The 16,981-nt window shown below is 52.5% G+C and carries 14 protein-coding genes; 10 read left to right on the top strand and 4 right to left on the bottom strand.

Translation table 11 applies throughout. The features are described from left to right. Positions 1-15 precede the first annotated feature (15 nt). From OO017_RS11390 to OO017_RS11360, 7 genes are all read left to right on the top strand, one after another. Entirely contained in the window at positions 16-780 is a 765-nt protein-coding gene (locus OO017_RS11390; RefSeq protein ID WP_266052616.1) for a DUF695 domain-containing protein, read from the top strand. Between the two features lie 206 nt (positions 781-986). Next, positions 987-3,251 (top strand): ribonuclease R, encoded by a 2,265-nt coding sequence (gene rnr / locus OO017_RS11385; protein WP_266052615.1) that lies wholly within the window; start codon positions 987-989, stop codon positions 3,249-3,251. 8 nt (positions 3,252-3,259) lie between these two features. Beyond that, on the top strand, positions 3,260-4,234 hold the full coding sequence (locus OO017_RS11380; protein WP_266052614.1) for a polyprenyl synthetase family protein: 975 nt from the start codon (positions 3,260-3,262) through the stop codon (positions 4,232-4,234). 196 nt (positions 4,235-4,430) lie between these two features. Further along, positions 4,431-5,054, top strand: coding sequence for a rhomboid family intramembrane serine protease (locus tag OO017_RS11375; RefSeq protein WP_266052613.1), 624 nt, complete (start codon positions 4,431-4,433; stop codon positions 5,052-5,054). Between the two features lie 105 nt (positions 5,055-5,159). Then, on the top strand, positions 5,160-5,621 hold the full coding sequence (locus tag OO017_RS11370) for a fasciclin domain-containing protein (RefSeq protein WP_266052612.1): 462 nt from the start codon (positions 5,160-5,162) through the stop codon (positions 5,619-5,621). Positions 5,622-5,766: 145 nt separating this feature from the next. Then, positions 5,767-6,198, top strand: coding sequence for a hypothetical protein (locus tag OO017_RS11365; protein ID WP_266052611.1), 432 nt, complete (start codon positions 5,767-5,769; stop codon positions 6,196-6,198). 148 nt (positions 6,199-6,346) lie between these two features. Then, a complete protein-coding gene (locus tag OO017_RS11360; protein ID WP_266052610.1) occupies positions 6,347-8,125 on the top strand; it encodes an SLC13 family permease in 1,779 nt (592 codons plus the stop codon). A 523-nt stretch (positions 8,126-8,648) separates the two neighbouring features. Here OO017_RS11360 and OO017_RS11355 read toward each other — a convergent pair. Then, positions 8,649-10,499 (bottom strand): ABC transporter ATP-binding protein, encoded by a 1,851-nt coding sequence (locus OO017_RS11355; protein ID WP_266052609.1) that lies wholly within the window; start codon positions 10,497-10,499, stop codon positions 8,649-8,651. A 153-nt stretch (positions 10,500-10,652) separates the two neighbouring features. Here OO017_RS11355 and OO017_RS11350 point away from each other — a divergent pair, with 153 nt between their 5' ends. Next, positions 10,653-11,489, top strand: a complete 837-nt coding sequence (locus tag OO017_RS11350; protein WP_266052608.1) for a TonB family protein — start codon at positions 10,653-10,655, stop codon at positions 11,487-11,489. Between the two features lie 40 nt (positions 11,490-11,529). Further along, positions 11,530-11,988, top strand: a complete 459-nt coding sequence (locus tag OO017_RS11345; protein WP_266052607.1) for a hypothetical protein — start codon at positions 11,530-11,532, stop codon at positions 11,986-11,988. 542 nt (positions 11,989-12,530) lie between these two features. On the opposite strand, the gene OO017_RS11340 is transcribed toward OO017_RS11345, so the two are convergent. The 3 genes from OO017_RS11340 to OO017_RS11330 form a co-directional block, all read right to left on the bottom strand. Further along, positions 12,531-13,580: a glutathione synthetase gene (locus OO017_RS11340; protein ID WP_266052606.1), complete on the bottom strand. Its 1,050-nt coding sequence runs from the start codon at positions 13,578-13,580 to the stop codon at positions 12,531-12,533. Positions 13,581-13,616: 36 nt separating this feature from the next. Further along, on the bottom strand, positions 13,617-15,464 hold the full coding sequence (locus OO017_RS11335; protein WP_266052605.1) for a peptidase MATCAP family protein: 1,848 nt from the start codon (positions 15,462-15,464) through the stop codon (positions 13,617-13,619). Positions 15,465-15,732: 268 nt separating this feature from the next. Continuing rightward, a complete protein-coding gene (locus OO017_RS11330; protein ID WP_266052604.1) occupies positions 15,733-16,539 on the bottom strand; it encodes an N-formylglutamate amidohydrolase in 807 nt (268 codons plus the stop codon). 265 nt (positions 16,540-16,804) lie between these two features. Between OO017_RS11330 and OO017_RS11325 the strand changes: the two genes are divergently transcribed. Next, complete coding sequence (locus OO017_RS11325; protein WP_266052603.1) at positions 16,805-16,981, top strand: hypothetical protein; 177 nt, start codon at positions 16,805-16,807, stop codon at positions 16,979-16,981.

Here is a 16,981-nt window from a genome sequence, read left to right as displayed (position 1 = left end):
TTAAGCTTTTAAAGTATGGAACAAACGCAACATGAACCGGATTGGGAATTTCATTTCAGGAGCGTAGACAATAAACCTGGCTCCATAGCGGTAGACCTGGGCCTGGCCAAGATCGCCCCGGTTGCCGAAAAACCAAACCTGCTGCAAGTAGCGGTCAAAATAGTGGATCCCCGCCCCGATGGGCTTTCTTCGCTGCAGGAGACCATTGTGCTGCAAAGCCTGGAAGATGACCTGGAAGAAGAACTGCGGACATCCTGCCAAGCCACCTATGCCGGGCGCTTAACCTCCAACGGGCATCGTAAAGTATACTTTTACATGGGGGAGCCCAATGGCTACGCCGATCATGTGCAGCAGGTGATGAAAAAATACAGCGGGCACGACTATACCCACAAACTGGTGAAAGACGCGGCCTGGAACCGGTATTTCAACTTTCTTTACCCTGAGCCGGAGCAGCTGCAAAGTATAAAAAACCGCAAGGTGCTGGAAGAACTGGAAAGCAATGGAGACGACCTTAGCAAGGAGCGCCAGGTGGACCACTGGATCTACTTTAAAACAGAGGCAGACAGGTCCGCTTTCCTGCAAAGTATAGCCAAAGACAATTACGCCCTGATCACCAGCGATTACCTGGAGTCGTCAGAGGATTACCCGCACCGCCTGCACATCAGCCGTACCGATAAGATAGACCAGCAAAGTATAGACAAGATCGTGCTGCACCTGCGGCGCCTGGCCCGCAAGCACAATGGCGATTACGACGGCTGGGAAACATCCATAGAAGTATAAACCACGCATTCGGAACTCACCTTCCGCCCTTAAATACCCGTCGATAGCCCTCTTATATAGAAATTTCTCTATAAATTGAAGTCGAATAGAAGTACTCTTTAGCCAAAGAGCCGGTAGCGGCGTATAGTAAATCTAAACTATTCAGGCTAAAGATTGTAAATGGCAGTGGCGGCTCTATTGGCTGCCCCCCATAGCTAAGAAGATACATGAGAAGTAAAAAAGACAAAAAAGGCGGCAGAGATAACGATAGCCGCAGCGACAAAAGCCGTTCCCGCAGAAGAGGTGGAGATGCATCAAGCAAAAAAGAATCAGCAAGAGAAGCGTATGCCCGCAAGGAGCCCTCTAACCGAAGAGGTGCCCCTAAATCGGCAAAGGCGCTGGTGCTCGAGGTGTTCTCTAACAGCCCCGACACCGTGTTTACCATGCGCCAGGTTACCCGCCGCCTCGGAGCCGTGGATAAAGGTGCTAGAGAGCAGATACAGTCGCTGGTGAAGGCGCTGGTGCGCGAGAACAAACTGCTGGCCGTGGACGACGACAAGTACATGATGAACCTGAAGGTGGACATCATCACAGGCCGCGTGGACCTGGCCAACAGCAAGTATGCCTACATCGTGTCTGAGGAGCGCGAGGAGGATATCCGGGTGCATTCGGAGAACCTGCAGTACGCCATGGACGGCGATTTGGTGAAAGTAGAGGTGCTGCCATCGGTAAGAGGCGGCCGCCAGGAAGGCGTGGTAGTAGAGGTGCTGGAGCGCTCCCGCAACGAGATGGTGGGCCTGATGGAGCTGTCTAAGAACTTCGGCTTTGTGGTGCCAGATTTTAAACGTACCTATTTCGATGTATTTGTAGGTGAGCGCCACCTCAACGATGCCCAGTCCGGCGACAAGGTGCTGGTGCGCATTATAGAGTGGCCGGATAAGCCAGGCAAGAACCCGACCGGCGAGGTAATTCGCGTGTTTGGGCCCGCCGGCGAGCACGAGGCCGAGATCCACTCCATCATGGCTGAGTTCGGCCTACCCTTCGAGTTTCCGGAGACGGTGGAGGAAGAGGCGGAATCCATCTCGGAGAAGATACCTGCCGGTGAGATCGCCAAGCGCCGCGATTTCCGCGACGTGACCACCTTCACCATAGACCCTGCCGACGCCAAGGACTTTGACGATGCCCTCTCCATCCAGAAGCTGGAGAACGGTAATTGGGAGATAGGCGTGCACATAGCCGACGTAACGCACTACGTGCACCCGAGAAGTGTACTGGAGAAAGAAGCCTTCCATAGGGCCACATCGGTGTACCTGGTAGATAGAACCATCCCGATGCTGCCGGAGCGCCTCTCCAATGGCCTCTGCTCGCTCAGGCCAAACGAGGAGAAACTGACCTTCTCGGTGGTGTTTGAGCTGGACGACAACGGCAAACTATACGATACCTGGTACGGCCGCACCATCATCTACTCTGACCGCCGCTTTGCTTACGAGGAAGCGCAGGAGCGCATTGAAACCGGCGAAGGCGACTTTGCCGAGGAGATCAACATCCTGAACGGCATCGCCAAGAAACTGCAGGCCAAGCGCTTTAAAAACGGAGCCATCTCCTTTGAGACAGTGGAGGTGAAGTTTAAGCTGGACGAGAACGGTAAGCCGCTATCCGTGTATGTGAAGGAGCGCAAGGATGCCCACAAGCTGATTGAGGAGTACATGCTGCTGGCTAATAAAAAGGTAGCGGAGTTTGTTTACAAGCTGGGCAAAGGTAAAAAGCGTCCCACCATGGTTTACCGTACCCACGGCAACCCAGACCCGGACAGGCTGGCCACATTCGCACTCTTTGCCCGCAAGTTTGGCTATAAAGTAGACCCGGAAGGCGACATCTCCGAAGAGCTGAACCACCTGACCTCTGAAATTGAAGGTAAACCTGAGCAGAGCGTGCTGCAGAACCTGGCTATCCGGACCATGGCCAAAGCCAAGTATAGCACCGAGCCGGAGGGCCACTTCGGCCTGGCATTCGACCATTACTCACACTTTACCTCGCCTATCCGCCGCTACCCGGACATGATGGCCCACCGCCTGCTGCAACACTACCTGGATGGCGGAAACTCTGCGGATAAGGAGGAGTTTGAGGAGCGCTGCCGCCACTCTTCTGAGATGGAGAAACGCGCCGCCGACGCTGAGCGCGCCTCTATCAAGTATAAGCAGGTGGAGTTTATGAAGGATACCATCGGAAATCAGTACAAAGGCATTGTTTCCGGTGTCACGGAATGGGGTATCTTTGTAGAGATCGAGGAGAATAAGGTAGAAGGCATGGTGCGCCTGGCCGACATCAACGACGATTACTACGAACTGGACGCTGACAATTACCGCATCATCGGCCGTCAGACCAAGCGTATCATATCGTTCGGCGATGAGGTGCTGGTAGAGGTAAAGAGCGCTAACATGGCCGACCGCACAATCGATCTGGACTTAATCGAGACACTAAAACAACACTAAAGTACCCTGTGGATATCAACATCCTGTCTGAAAAGATAAATCATACTTTGTCCACGCTCCGCTATGGCGAAAACCCGGTGGAGCTTTACGAGCCGATCCGCTACATTATGTGCCTCGGTGGCAAGAGAATTCGCCCGCTGCTGGTGCTGCTGGGTGCCAGAATGTTTGATGACGACGTGGAGAAGGCGCTTTTGCCCGCTGCGGCGGTCGAGGTTTTCCACAACTTCACGCTCATGCACGACGACATCATGGACCGTGCCCCGCTGCGCCGCGGGCAGCAAACCGTGCACGAGAAGTGGGATGCCAACACAGCCATACTTAGCGGCGATGTGATGCTGGTGCGTGCCTATGAGCTGCTGCTGGGCGTGGAGCCGGACAAACTGGCCCTGGTGCTGCGCCTGTTCAGCCGCACGGCCGCCGAAGTATGCGAGGGGCAGCAGTTTGATATGAATTTCGAGCGCCGCGAGCAGGTAAGCATCCAGGAGTACATCCACATGATCACGCTGAAGACGGCTGTGCTGCTGGGCTTCAGCCTGGAGCTGGGTGCCATACTTCAGGGCGCGCCTGAGGCCGATGCCGAGCACCTGAAAGCCTTCGGCGACAACATCGGCATTGCCTTTCAGCTGCGCGACGACCTGCTGGACGTGTACGGCGACAAAGCCAAGTTCGGCAAGCAGGTGGGCGGGGATATCCTCTCGGATAAAAAAACCTTCCTGATGCTGACGGCGCTGGAGCAGGCAAACGAGCAGCAGCGGCAAACCATCACCGGCTGGCGCGACAAAACGGACGAGAGTATAGCCGAGGAAAAGGTTAAGGCCGTGACCGAGGTATACGACCAGCTGAATATCCGCCACCAGACCGAGCAGCACATTGATCTGTACTTCCGGAAAGCCCTGCAGCACCTTGATGCCATCCAGCTGCCGGAGGAGCGCAAGAGCACCATCCGCGGCCTAGCTATGCAGCTGATGGAAAGGGATTCTTAATTGTTAAATTGATGCATTGTTAAATTGTTGGTCCGCAGGTGCAAAGAAAAGATTCTTATACCCGCCAGATTTCGATACCGGCATCATCAATAGGCACAAAGTATAAAGCTGCACATTAAATAAAGAGAGTTAGAAAGGTAAAAAGCCCTTTCTAACTCCTAAACTCTCAAACTTTTTAACTCTCTAACTCCCAAAAATGAGCGTTACCATAATTCTGATCATTATTACTGTTGGCATCACGTTGTACGCCTGGCAAAACCAGGACATAATGCATAAATGGATCTTCCAGCCCTATGCCGTGCAGCGCGACAACTCCTGGTACCGCTTTCTTACCTCCGGCTTCCTGCACGCCGACTTCACGCACCTGCTGTTCAACATGTTCACGCTGTTCTTCTTCGGCGATGTGGTGGAGTATGTGTTTAAATCGGCTTATGGGGCTACTACAGGTATACTTTTATACTTGCTGGTGTACCTGGGCGGCATCATTGTATCAGATATACCTACGTTCTTTAAGCACCGCAACGACCCGCCTTATCGTGCACTCGGAGCCTCGGGTGGGGTGGCAAGTATCGTTTTTTCAAGTATACTTTTCTTTCCAACCCTAGATATCTGCCTTTTTGCTTTCCTGTGTCTGCCGGGCTTTATTTTTGGTATCCTGTACATGATGTACTCCTACTTCTCGGGCAAGCGCATGGGCGATAACATTAACCACGATGCGCACTTCTATGGTGCTGTGTTTGGGTTTGTGCTAAGCCTGGTGCTGGTGCCAAGTTCGCTCCCGAACTTTTTTCAGCAGATTGCCAACTGGCGCATGTTTTAAGCAGGTAGCTCCTGGTAAATTGTACTTTTTGCGGTAGATAAGTATGGGTTAAATCTGGCTATTATGGGGCCGGCTACGTATAAGGCTGGTATAACCCTTAGTACCATGAAACCGACCCAAAAGAATACATATTTAAAACTGCTGCTAATTGTACTGTTTACAGTATGGGGGCAGGCGGGGCAGGCACAGCAAGACCTCTCCGTGATGGAGTACGTGATTAAAGAGCGCCCTGTGCTGGCTGGCCTGCTTACCAAAGCCGGTTTCACGCCCCTGCTGTCGGGTGGTACGCCGGTTACGCTGCTGGCACCGCCAGAGAGTGCCCTGCAAAGCATCAGCAATGAGCCGCCGGAGCGACTGCGCGCCATACTTTCAAGCCATATTCTAAAGGGTGTGCACCTGGAGAAAGACATGAAAGACGGCAAAAGAATTCAGTCAGTTTGTAGCACAAGTGTTACCATCTACCACAAAAAAGGCCAGACACTGGTAAATGGTGTAAGTATACAGCGCCCAGATGTGCAGGTTAAAAATGGTGTGGTGCACGAATTGAGCAGTATCCTCCGGATCTAATTATCCCTTCTAATTTGTCCTTAGAGCCTTAAGTACAAAAGCATAGCCCTCTGTTTGCATTTTTAAATAGGTTGCAATAATATATTTATACTTTACCCCTTTATAGTTAAAGGAAACTGGCGCTGGTATACGTATGCTATGTAGAATGACTACGTACAGCACCGACAGAAATGAAATCCAAAATAAGCTTAAAACCCTTGTAGCCAAAAACAAGTGTTACGAGCTGCTGTACTTACCCCAGAAAAACAGGTTGTGCCTCAGCATCTATGGTTTCTGGAAGAGCAAAAGCGCAGTGCCTGCCTACCTGGCTGATCTGGGGAAGGCTCTGACGCTGGTGAAGCCGGGTTTTACACTGCTCTTTGACCTGAGTACCATGATCACCCATCCCCAATCCGTCATGAATTTGCACATAGAGGCCCAAATGCTGCTGCAGGAAGCAGGGCTAAAAAAAGGAGCCTGCGTAAATTCTATAGATCGCATTGCAAACCTGCAGGCAGAGGCCATCTTCGGGCAGGGCTATACCTCCACCAGGCACTTCGCATCCTACTCAGAAGCCGAAGCCTGGCTAGAGCAATAACAAAGTATAACTTTCACAGTAACAGAGGTATAAACAGTTTCTGTGCTGTAACCGTACGCTCTCAAATTAAGTTATAGTATCCTAAATATGCTCGTCTGTAGCTTTCACATGCTCCTCATGGGTAAATGCACCTGCAGCACTATAACTTATGACCGTTGAGATTGGGATTGTGTTAGGGATTATTCTGCTAGCGGTTATACTTTTTGTAACCGATCGGCTCTCAATTGACACGGTTGCCATTCTGACCATGGTGCTTTTTATGGTAACCGGTATCCTTACCCCTGCCGAGGGCTTTGCCGGCTTCAGTAACCCCGCCACGATCACGGTTGCCTCCATGTTTATCATCAGTTCTGCCATTTTTAAATCCGGCGCGCTGAATAGTATAGGTTTGAGCCTTACGCGCGTGGGCCGAAACAGCTACCTGCTTTGCCTGCTCGCCCTGATGCTCATTTCCGGCTCCCTCTCTGCCTTCATAAACGACACGGCCGTGGTGGCCCTGCTAATGCCCGTGGTGATTCAGGTAAGTAAAGACATTAAGGTAAGCCCCTCTAAACTGTTGATTCCGTTAAGCTTTGGCGCCTTGCTAGGAGGTGTTTGTACCCTTATCGGCACCTCAACCAACATTCTGGTAAGCGGTATTGCGCAGGCGCAGGGCTTGGAACCGTTGCAGATGTTCGAGTTTCTTCCTGCCGGTATCTGGTTTCTGTTGGCTGGTATACTGTACATGTTCTTAATAGGGCGCCACCTGTTGCCTGACCGCAAAGTAGCGGAGAATTTTTCGGAGGAGTTTGACCTGGGAGATTACCTGACGGAGATTGTGCTGCTGCCGGGCTCGCCTCTGATAGGGGTGCCGCTGCAGCGCTCCAGCCTGGTGCGCGACCTAGACATAGAAGTGATGCAGGTGATGCGCGAAAAGGAGAAACTGCAAGTTTTCCCGGCGCTTATACTTCGGGCTAACGATGTGCTGAAGGTGCGTATTGGTGTGGAGAAGCTGAAAAAGCTGAAGCAGGAGCAGGGGGTTATCCTGAAATCGGAGCGTAAATTCCGTGATGAGGACGTAGGCATGTATGATAGTATGCTTTACGAGGCCATCGTTACCCCCAACTCGTACATGGAAGGCAAGTCGCTGAAGGAGCTTAATTTCCGGGCCTACAACTATGGCGCCTCGGTGCTGGCCATCCGCCACCGCGACGAGATTGTGCATGACAAGCTGGCCCACGTAAAGCTCTCTGCCGGCGACGTGCTGCTGATAGCCGCCAACAGCGAACAGGCCGAAAAGCTGCGCCAGAACGACGATATACTAATTATCTCTCAAACCGTCCGGAGTAATTTTAATTACAGCAAGATCCTGCCCGTGCTGATTATTAGTATTTTGGTGGTGTTGGCGGCGGCAACAGGGTTGGTGCCCATTGTGCTAAGCGCGATAGTGGGGATTGTGGCATTGGTTATTTTTGGGTGTATCCGGCTGGACGAAGCTTACAACGCTATCGACTGGAAAGTAATCTTTATGCTGGGTGGGGTACTCTCGATGGGGGCCGCCCTGGAGAAGACAGGTGCCGCCAAACTACTTGCCGATTACCTTATACTTGGGGTGGGGGCGTATGGTCCCCATGCATTGCTCTCGGTGTTCTTCTTTACCACCTTCATGACTACCAATTTTATGTCTAACAACGCTACGGCAGCCTTACTGGCGCCCATTGCCATTGTTACGGCACAAGAGTTAGGTGTGAGCGAGCGCCCTTTCCTGATGGCGGTGGCTTACGCCGCTTCCCTCAGCTTCATGACTCCCATGGGCTACCAAACCAATACCATGATCTACAGCCCCGGCAACTACCGCTTCTCTGATTACCTGAAGGTAGGCACGCCGCTAAATCTGATTTTCTGGCTGCTTGCCTCCATCATACTTCCATACTTCTTCCCGTTTTAACCTGCTATGTTCCACGTGGATAAGTTGGGAGGTGGTTTATACTTTGTAAGTGGGTTTGATAGTATTTGTCTGTTTTCTATGGCTGTGCTACTGTTTCCTTTAGTCGTACTTTCCAGCCGCTGCTGATCCGCAGCCTGTATCAAGCTATCCTCTCTTTCTGCTGTTTATCCTCAGTCCTAAAAACCTATCGTTTCATCTCAAGTTGTGGTGCCCTCACGGCCGGGAGGCCTCGTCTTCCCGCATCGCGCTGGGAGCTTTTCTTTGCTCGCTATCGCTTTGTAATCCCTTCGGGACCGAAAAACTCGCATAGGCGCTCAACCCAAAGACTGGGATCAGTTCGATAGCCACCGCTGACGGAGCCTCAGCAGAACTCCCCTCCTTAAACAAGGAGGGGCAGGGGTGGTTGGAACCGGTACTGCGAAACTCCCTCTCCTGTTTTGGGGGTAGGGGTGGGTTCATCGTTCCCTAACTCTTAACTTCCAGTAAGAAGGTTGAGCCTGGTAACTCTCCACTCATTCTAAAATTACAGATACCCTTTTGCCTGCAACTGAAACAGCTCTGCATACTTGCCGTTCTGGGCCAGCAGCTCCTCATGCGAGCCAAGTTCTTTGAGCTGGCCCTGCTCTAGGAAGAGGATGCGGTCGGCCATGCGCACGGTGGAGAAGCGGTGGGAGATGAGTACGGCGGTGCGCCCCTCGATAAGTTCCGAGAAACGCAGGAACACCTCGTGCTCGGCGCGGGCGTCGAGGGCAGAGGTTGGCTCATCAAGTATAAGCAGCTGTGCATCGCGCATGTAGGCACGGGCTAGCGCCACCTTCTGCCACTCTCCGCCCGAAAGCTCCACGCCTTTGTTGAAGCGCTTGCCCAGCACCTGCTCATACTTGTCCGGCAGCCGCTGGATTACGGGGTCGGCAAGGCTCTTCTGGGCAGATCCTTGAATACGTTCTTTATCGGAGATGTTGCTGATCTGGCCGATGGCGATGTTATCGGAGGCCGTCATCTGGAAGCAAACATAGTCCTGGAAAATAATGCCTACCTGGTGGCGTAGATCGTTCAGGTCATACTCGCGCAGGTCAATGCCATCTAGCAGGATGCGCCCTTCTGTGGGCTCATAGAGCCTGGCCAGCAGCTTTACCAGCGTGGTTTTGCCGGCCCCGTTCTCGCCCACCAAAGCCAGTTTCTCGCCGGCCCTCAGGTGAAATGACAAGTGCCGCACGGCCCACTTCTCGGAGTTGTGGTACTTAAACCCCACGTTCTCGAAGGTAAAGCCCTGCTGTATGGGGCGGGGGATAGGCAGCGGATTAGTTGGCGGCGTGATCTGCGGCTGCAGCTCCAGGAAATCAAAGAGGTCCTGCAAGTATAGGGCACTCTCGGCAATCTGGGAGAAGCGTGTCATGATGCCCTGCAGTAAACTGCGCATGTTGCTGAACGAGCCTGCCAGGAAAGTTAAACTACCCACCGTAATGTTACCGGCCACTGTCTCGAAAAGTATAAACACGTAAGCACCGTAATAAGCCAGTGTGCCGAGGGCGGAGAGGGCGCTTCCCCAGAAAGCCCGCTTCACGGTGAGGCTCTTGTTGAGGAGATAATACCTGTCCGAAAGCTCTTTAAAGCGCCCGGCCAGAAAACCCGAGAGGTTAAAGGTCTTGACTTCCTTGGCTGTTTCGTCGGAGGCACCTATGTAGCGCAGGTAGTCCAGTTCGCGGCGCTCGGGTGTCCAGGAGCGGGAGAGGGAGTAGCTGCGCTCGTTAAAGTGCGTCTCGCCCAGGAATGAAGGTATAACGGCCACCAGAAGTATAAGTATAAGCCAGGGGTTAAAGGTAATCAAACCAACGGCCAGGAAAGCAATGGTCACGATATCCTGCAGTTGCGAGAGCACCTGCGACATGAGCACCACCCGTGAGACCGTTTGCCGCCGTGCCCGCTCCAGCTTATCATAGAAGGTGGCATCCTCGAACTGTGCCAGGTCCAGCTTGGCGGCATGCTCTATAAGGGCCACAGAGGTGCGGTTCGAGAACAGGTCGCCCAGCAGGCTATCTACCAGCGTAATGCCCCGGTTAATGAGGTCCGACAGCACGGCCAGCCCCAGTTCCAGCGCAACCAGTGTCCAGAGGTAGGTCAGTTGCTGCTCGCCGGTCACATCAATCAGCCGGATCACCTCATCTATGATCAGCTTGCCCACATACAGCATGGCCAGCGGCAGGGAGGCCTTTACCAGGCGCAGCAGCAGGTTTATAATGGTCAGGCGCGGGCTTGTCTCCCAGATCAGCCTGAAAAACTTGGGCAGGTTCTTCAGGGCGCCCACCTGCTCGCGCAGGGTTTTCTTGTCTTGTTGGTTTGCCTTGTCTCTCGTTCCTTTTCTCGTTTCGCTCATACTTCTTTAACTTTCCGGCACAGGCCTTATACTATACAAATAGCCAAAGATTAAGTTTAAGTACCAAACCCGGCCACCTTGTCTTTCTGCCACAAGAGTTTTTAACGGAATGTACTACTTTAGCAGAATTATTATACCGATAAAGCAAAAGAAGTGAAAGAGTTAAAGAGAGCTGGAGCTATAGTTGTAGCTATTTTAGCGATAAGTACCGCGGCGTTTGCACAGCAGCAGAAAAAAGTAAAGTACTTCAGCAAAAGTGGTATCAGAGAGGTTGAAGCAGCAGAGGCGTATTTTTTTGAGATACAGGAAGAGAACGAAGTTGGGGGCGGCACCAGAGTACGGTACCATGCCGCCGATAGCACCAAGGTGCAGCAAACCACCTTCAGCGATCTGGACGGAGGCGAGTACAAATTAGGTATAAGGCAGGGGGCATATTACATCTGGCACAGCAACGGAAACCTAAAGGAGCAGGGGTATTACAGCAACAACAAACTCAACGGCGAATATAAAGCCTGGTACGAGAGCGGGCAATTGCGCTATACACGCTACTACCACGACAATTTAGCACAGGATACGCTTAAAGCTTTTTATGAGACTGGGGATGTACGCCGGATAGAGGTGTATGAGAAGGGAGAGATGACCTCCGGTAAACTTTATAATGAAGCAGGCGAGGAGGTGAAGTTCTTTCCGATGGAGCAGATGCCAGAATTCCCTGGAGGGGAGTATGCCATGTTAAGATATTTGGCCTCCAACATTAAATTCCCGAAAAGCATGTATAAAGCGGGTGTGCAGGGGCTGGTGGTATTAACGTATCTTGTAGATGAACAGGGGAGGTTTAAGGATATAGAGACTGTAAAAAGCCTGCACCCGGACGGCGACGCGGAGGCCCTGCGTGTACTCCAAAGTATGCCCGCCTGGAAGCCCGGCTTATTAGAAGGAAAGCCTGTTGAAGTACGCTACACATTGCCTGTCAGGTACACTATAAGGTAAGCCAGTATCTGAAACACCCTTTTTGCAGTATGATACCTGTATGACGCGGTATCTGCTATACTTTCTCACGGGTGTTGCCACGGCAACGGTTATACTTTTCTTCAGGGGCTACGTATCGGTGCCGCACAATGTATACTCTGACGTGGCGCTGATGGCGGGTATGGCTTTGTTTGGGCTGGCCTCCTGGGTTACGCTGTTCCGGATAAAATTGGGCGCTTTGCTGGCCTTGCTTTGCTCGCTGGCCATGGTGCCGTGGTTGGTGCGCGTGGGCTTACGGGTATGGGATGCCAGTATAAACGCGCCGCAGGTGCTGCAGATAGTGCATGCCGCCATGGCAGTGCTGGCTTTCTTCTCGCTGGTGGTGAGCGCCCGCTATATGTTTAGCCGGGGTTCCTGGGGGGCGGGCACGGCAGCGCCGGGCTTTGTGCTGAAGCTGCTGCTGGCGCTTATACCTTTAGCTGTGGTAACAGGCTGGCTGCTGGTGATGGACAAAGTATAGAAGTATAAAAATGAGAAAAGCCCCGCCATTTAATGACGGGGCTTTCTCTCACCTTAAAACAAACTAAACTAATCTAAACTTTATCTAACCTTATTTTTAGTAAACTTACTTCTCTTTGGAGTGGCTGGCCCGGCGTGAAGCCCTCTGCTTGCCTGAAATATTCGAGGTTCTACTTAAAAAATCAGAACAAGGCTTGTATGTTAAAATATTGTTAACTATATTAGCCTTCCGATATAGTGTCTCTCTCAATTCGGGTGCAAAATTACCTGTTTGATTTCATTTCCAAAAGGAAAATATAGAAATATTTTCCGCCTTTTTCTATTGTCCCTGTCTTTGGTTTGTAACTCATTAAAATACAATGAATTGCGTGTTTCTTGTGGCTGAAAATATTTTCAGCAAGACAGGCAGAAGAGGTGTGATTATACTTGGTTGGCGTCATAACACAGGTTAGAGGCTGTTGTTGAGCCTGCAGAGGCGGGCAAAGGACAAGAAAAAAGCAGGGTTGAGGCCCTGCTTTCTGTAGTTCGATAGGGGTAGCGACCTTAAATCATTGCCACAGTTTTGTTATCTATCTGGGTGCCGTAGGTTTTCTTATAATGCACCTTGCGCTCCAGGGCGGCAATAACCGGCTCCGAAAAGTCCACGCCCTCCAGCTCGCTGGCCGTTGGCAAAGCGCCGGGGCTGAACACGTTTATCTCCATCAGCTTATCGCCCACAATGTCAAGGCCCACCAGAAACATGCCGTCCTGTATCAGCTTCGGCTTTACGAGCTCCACCAGATCCAGCATGCGCTTGTCTACCTTGGCTGCCACGGCCGAGCCGCCGGCATGTATGTTACTGCGGATATCATCGGGGCTGTTCACGCGGCGTATGGCGCAATATTTCCCTTTGTACTGTAATGCCTCACCGTTCATCACAAACAAGCGCACGTCGCCTTCCGTGGCCTCTGGCAAGTACTCCTGCGCAATCACGTAGCCGTCTCGGCTGATGGCCTCCACAATCTGGTTCAGGTTGGTAGAGTCCTTTTTCTTCACCATAAACACCCCCGATCCGCCTGAGCCCTGCAGTGGCTTCAGGATGATATTGTTTTTCTGCTCGTTAAAGAATTCTTTGATTTCCTCCTTGTCGCGGGTGATGAGGGTGCGCGGACGAACAGCTTCCGGGAAATGCTGGAAGTACATCTTGTTCACTGCGTCTGAGAGCGAGGTAGGGTCGTTGAGCACGATAACACCGTGGCGCATGGCCAGCTGACCGAAGATAATACCCGCATTCTGCGCCCAGGATCGGCCCTCCGGCTCGGAAGATGGGTCATTGCGCAGCATGAGCACATCCAGCTCGCGGGCGGTAATGCGTACTTTCTTCACCTTGTCGCTGTGGATGAAGTCAATGAACGTGGAGGGTGATTTATACTTGTGGTTTGGGTCTGCCTGCACGGCCATGGCGCCCATGTAGCCGTCGGGGTAGTAGGCCAGGTCGCCTACGCCCATCAGGTATACTGTATGGCCGGCGTTGTGCAGGCGCTGCGCCAGGAAAATAGTGGTGTATGCTGCCTTTTCTGTTTCTATATTGTTAACTACAAATCCTACTGTCATTTGGGTGTCTTTATGTTGATTGATGTGGTCGGAAGATCACAGTAAATTAAATACTGAAATACCGGTTTTTAGTTGTTCCAGCTTTGGCCTGATGCTGCTGTCGAGGAGGTAGCGCGGCTTAATAGGCATGGGGCGCAGCACATTGCGGTAGATAAGCTCCTGCACAATGGGAATATAGTCCTGCCGGATCTTACCGATGAGCAGGGGTTCCAGCTCGTTTCCTTCCTTCAGGTAGTTGAGCAGGTGCACGAGCCCACGCAAGTACACGGCGTCCTTGGTAAGTCCGCCGCCACGGTGCACGCGCATGGCCACGTTCCAGGCCGTTTCGTCATCAAAATGGTACTCGTCCTTCAGCCGCCAAAAGTTGTCTACAAAGCTGCAGCCCTTGGTAAGGTGGTACACGGCCACCACGCGTGCGGCCAGTATGCGCATGCGGTCCTGGTCCAGGCCGCCCACCAGCCACTCGCTCAGTACGGCCAGCCCCTCCTGCAACTCCTCGTAGCCGGGGCTGCCCACGTAGAGTTGGTGCAGCGGCTGTGCCTTCCCGTTAAAGTATGTTAGGATATGGGTGCCTACTTCGTGCTGGATCAAGGCCTCGGCGCGGTGGCGCGGTATCCTGGCATCGGTGCCCACGTTTAGCCTGCCTTTTGAGACGATAAGCCCCACCACATCATCACGCACATCTACACCGGAGTCCAGATCCGGGTACTGCTCTTTCAGGAAAGCGATCTCCCGCTCTGCCTGCGCCACAAACTCAGGCACAGGTATAATGTCTGGTTTGCCGCTCCGCTCCGGCTCCGGAATAGTGGCTAGTATGCCTTCGGCCACTTTCAGGAGCTGGTCGGTAACGGTGCCGTAGAGCTGCATGCTGCTGTACAGGAAATCCGGTGTATTACGGTCTGAGAGCATGGTCAGCATCTTGTCCAGCTCGTGACGCTTGTCCCGGAACAGGTAGCCCAGCGTGGGGTCATCCACCTTCTCAATAGAGATGTTATAGAGCTTGCGCTTCAGGTGGTCGGCATCGATGGGCATGAGGCGGTAGTGGAAGGTAGGCGGCTTGTTGTACTTTGCCTTCCTGAACTCGGCCCAGGCCTCGTTGTTGTTTACGGGCGTAACGAGCAGCAGGAACCGGAACTGGTCGCTTATACTTGTCAGCTGCTTGTCGATGCGCCATACCACGCGGTTTACCGACTGCCGCCCCAGCGCCTGGAAGTGCACCGGGTGGTGCGTGGTCTGCACACTCACAAAGTCGAAAACGGTTTTCTTGATGGCGTTGGCCACCTTCTCGCGGAGCGTACGCAGCAGCAGCGGGTAAATCTTGCCCGTGGTGGCGTTCCGGTAAATCGGCTTCAGCTGCAGGCCCATCATCAGGACACTGTGCTTTTTAAGGTCTTCCTCGGGCATCAGGCAAAGCGGCTCCTGAAGCAGCGGCTCGTTGCTCTCCACCTCCACAGAAGTATGGATGCGCGTCAGTTTTATACTTTGCAGCTCCTTTGCAATGGTCTCAGTCGTGGTGGGCAGGTGCTTCTCCGGGCCCAGCACCTTAAACAGCGGTGCTTCGGCAGGGTTGTCAGGGGCGGCCGTCAACTCAATGATCATAAACGCGCCGAACTCATCAGCCATGGCCCTGGCTATACTTTGCACCAGTGGGCGCAGTTCCTCGGTTTGCTCCTGGCGTGCGATGATGTAGGACGCGTTGGCTTTCAGGAAGTCGGCGGTCGGGTGGTCAGGCTCGCCGGCAGGGTGGCGGAAGAGCACCAGGAAGGGCAGGGGCCTGTCGATGTACAGCAGCCCGCCCTGCGGCAACCGGCGGTGCACCTGCTTGCCGCGCTTCAGGCTCCGGGTAATTTTCTTGATGAAGCTGTCGGTTATACTTTCGATCATGGCTTAAGCGTGTTCGGAATTTAGGGTGTGGCAACAATGCGTGAATGCTGTTTTTGAATTCATACCGTACGTCATCTTCCTGTTCCGGCTATAGTTTGCGCCGCTGGCCCGGTTGAGTTACAAACTCAACCCATGGTAAGCCACAAATTGAAAACCTGCGGCAGATTTACAGAAAATGGAACGGCCCTACCTTTGAAGGGGCAGGGGTGACTAGCATGAATAGTAAAATCTAGCATCTCTCATTCTAGCATCTCTCATTTCTGTAAAATTATACCTGGCACACCTGCGCCAGCGCCTCCAGCACGGGGCGGGTGCTTTGCTGCAGTGCCTGCCGTATCTCCTGCACCTGCGCCTGGTCAGGCTCCCCGGTCCACTCATCCATAAAGAACTTTTTAAACTCAATGCTTATCACGCATACTTTGTCACCGAAGGTCTCGTGGAGCCAGCGCATAAAATGGCCTCCCTCAAACTTTATGTTCTCGCGCACGTCCAGCTTTCGGCCCTGGTAGTTGTAGTGGCTGAGGCTGTGCATGAAGGCATCAACTACCGGCGCCCACATCTTGCGGTTCATGTTGCCTGTGCCAATATTCACCTCAGGGTTCTCTTCCGGGTTGGCGGCCGGTCCGGTGGGGCCTTCGCGGCGGTGGTTATAGGTATGCAGGTCGTACACTACCACGCAGCCATGCTCTCCTATGAGCTGGCTTAGCATTCGCTTCACATCCTCGTAAAACTTGTCGTAGCGCTTCATCGACTCCTGCGCAAGTTCCTCCGGCAGCTCCTCTTTCCATACCTTCAGGCCCCAGGCATCCTCGGGTTTGCGGTAAATGGCTTTTTCGGGTGGGCGGTTCAGGTCCAGCTCGAAGCGGGAGTAGTGCCCAATAATCTGGTTATCTGTTATGTCCACCCACTCCGCCGTAAAAGGATCCTCCTCGCGTAGCCGCTCTTCGGGCGTCAGGTTGTACAATTCTTTCAGGTTATGGCGCACCTCGTGCCCATTGTGTATGGCCGTGGCCACCAGCGGGCTGTCGCCTCGGGTAATGGTATAGTATACAGTATCTACTTTTGTCTGAGTCATAGCTTATGTTGTTGTGTACAGTTTTACCCCATCCGGCTGCTGAAGGTTATTTGCTGCTGACTCCTGGTATAAAAGCAGGCTAGTGAAGCGACATAGTATTATAAAGCAGGATAAATCGGCAAAGGCATCCGCCCTGAAATAGGTAATATGTATTTTCTAATAACATACTAAGTATGTGCAAACATCGTTTGTAAAAGAAGACCGAATTAATGTAACTTACTAATAGATAATAAAGTATAGGTATTTTATAATACTTATTCTGCCTATGACTAATCTGTACAAAACCATTCTTTTTGTTTGTGGCGTTTTTTTGGTGGGCTTGCTGATGTTCTGCCTGCGGCATGATGCCGCAACGGTTACGTTGCAGCAGTTGCTCCCGCTGGTGTTGCTGTACGGCATAGGGCTGGGGTTTGGCGTGCTCCTAAAGCCTGTGCTGGAGTAA

It is taken from the genome of Pontibacter anaerobius (assembly GCF_026241195.1).
Taxonomy (GTDB): domain Bacteria; phylum Bacteroidota; class Bacteroidia; order Cytophagales; family Hymenobacteraceae; genus Pontibacter; species Pontibacter anaerobius.
The sequence above is the reverse complement of the archived record's forward strand: the minus strand, read 5'-3'. Positions and strand labels throughout refer to the sequence as shown.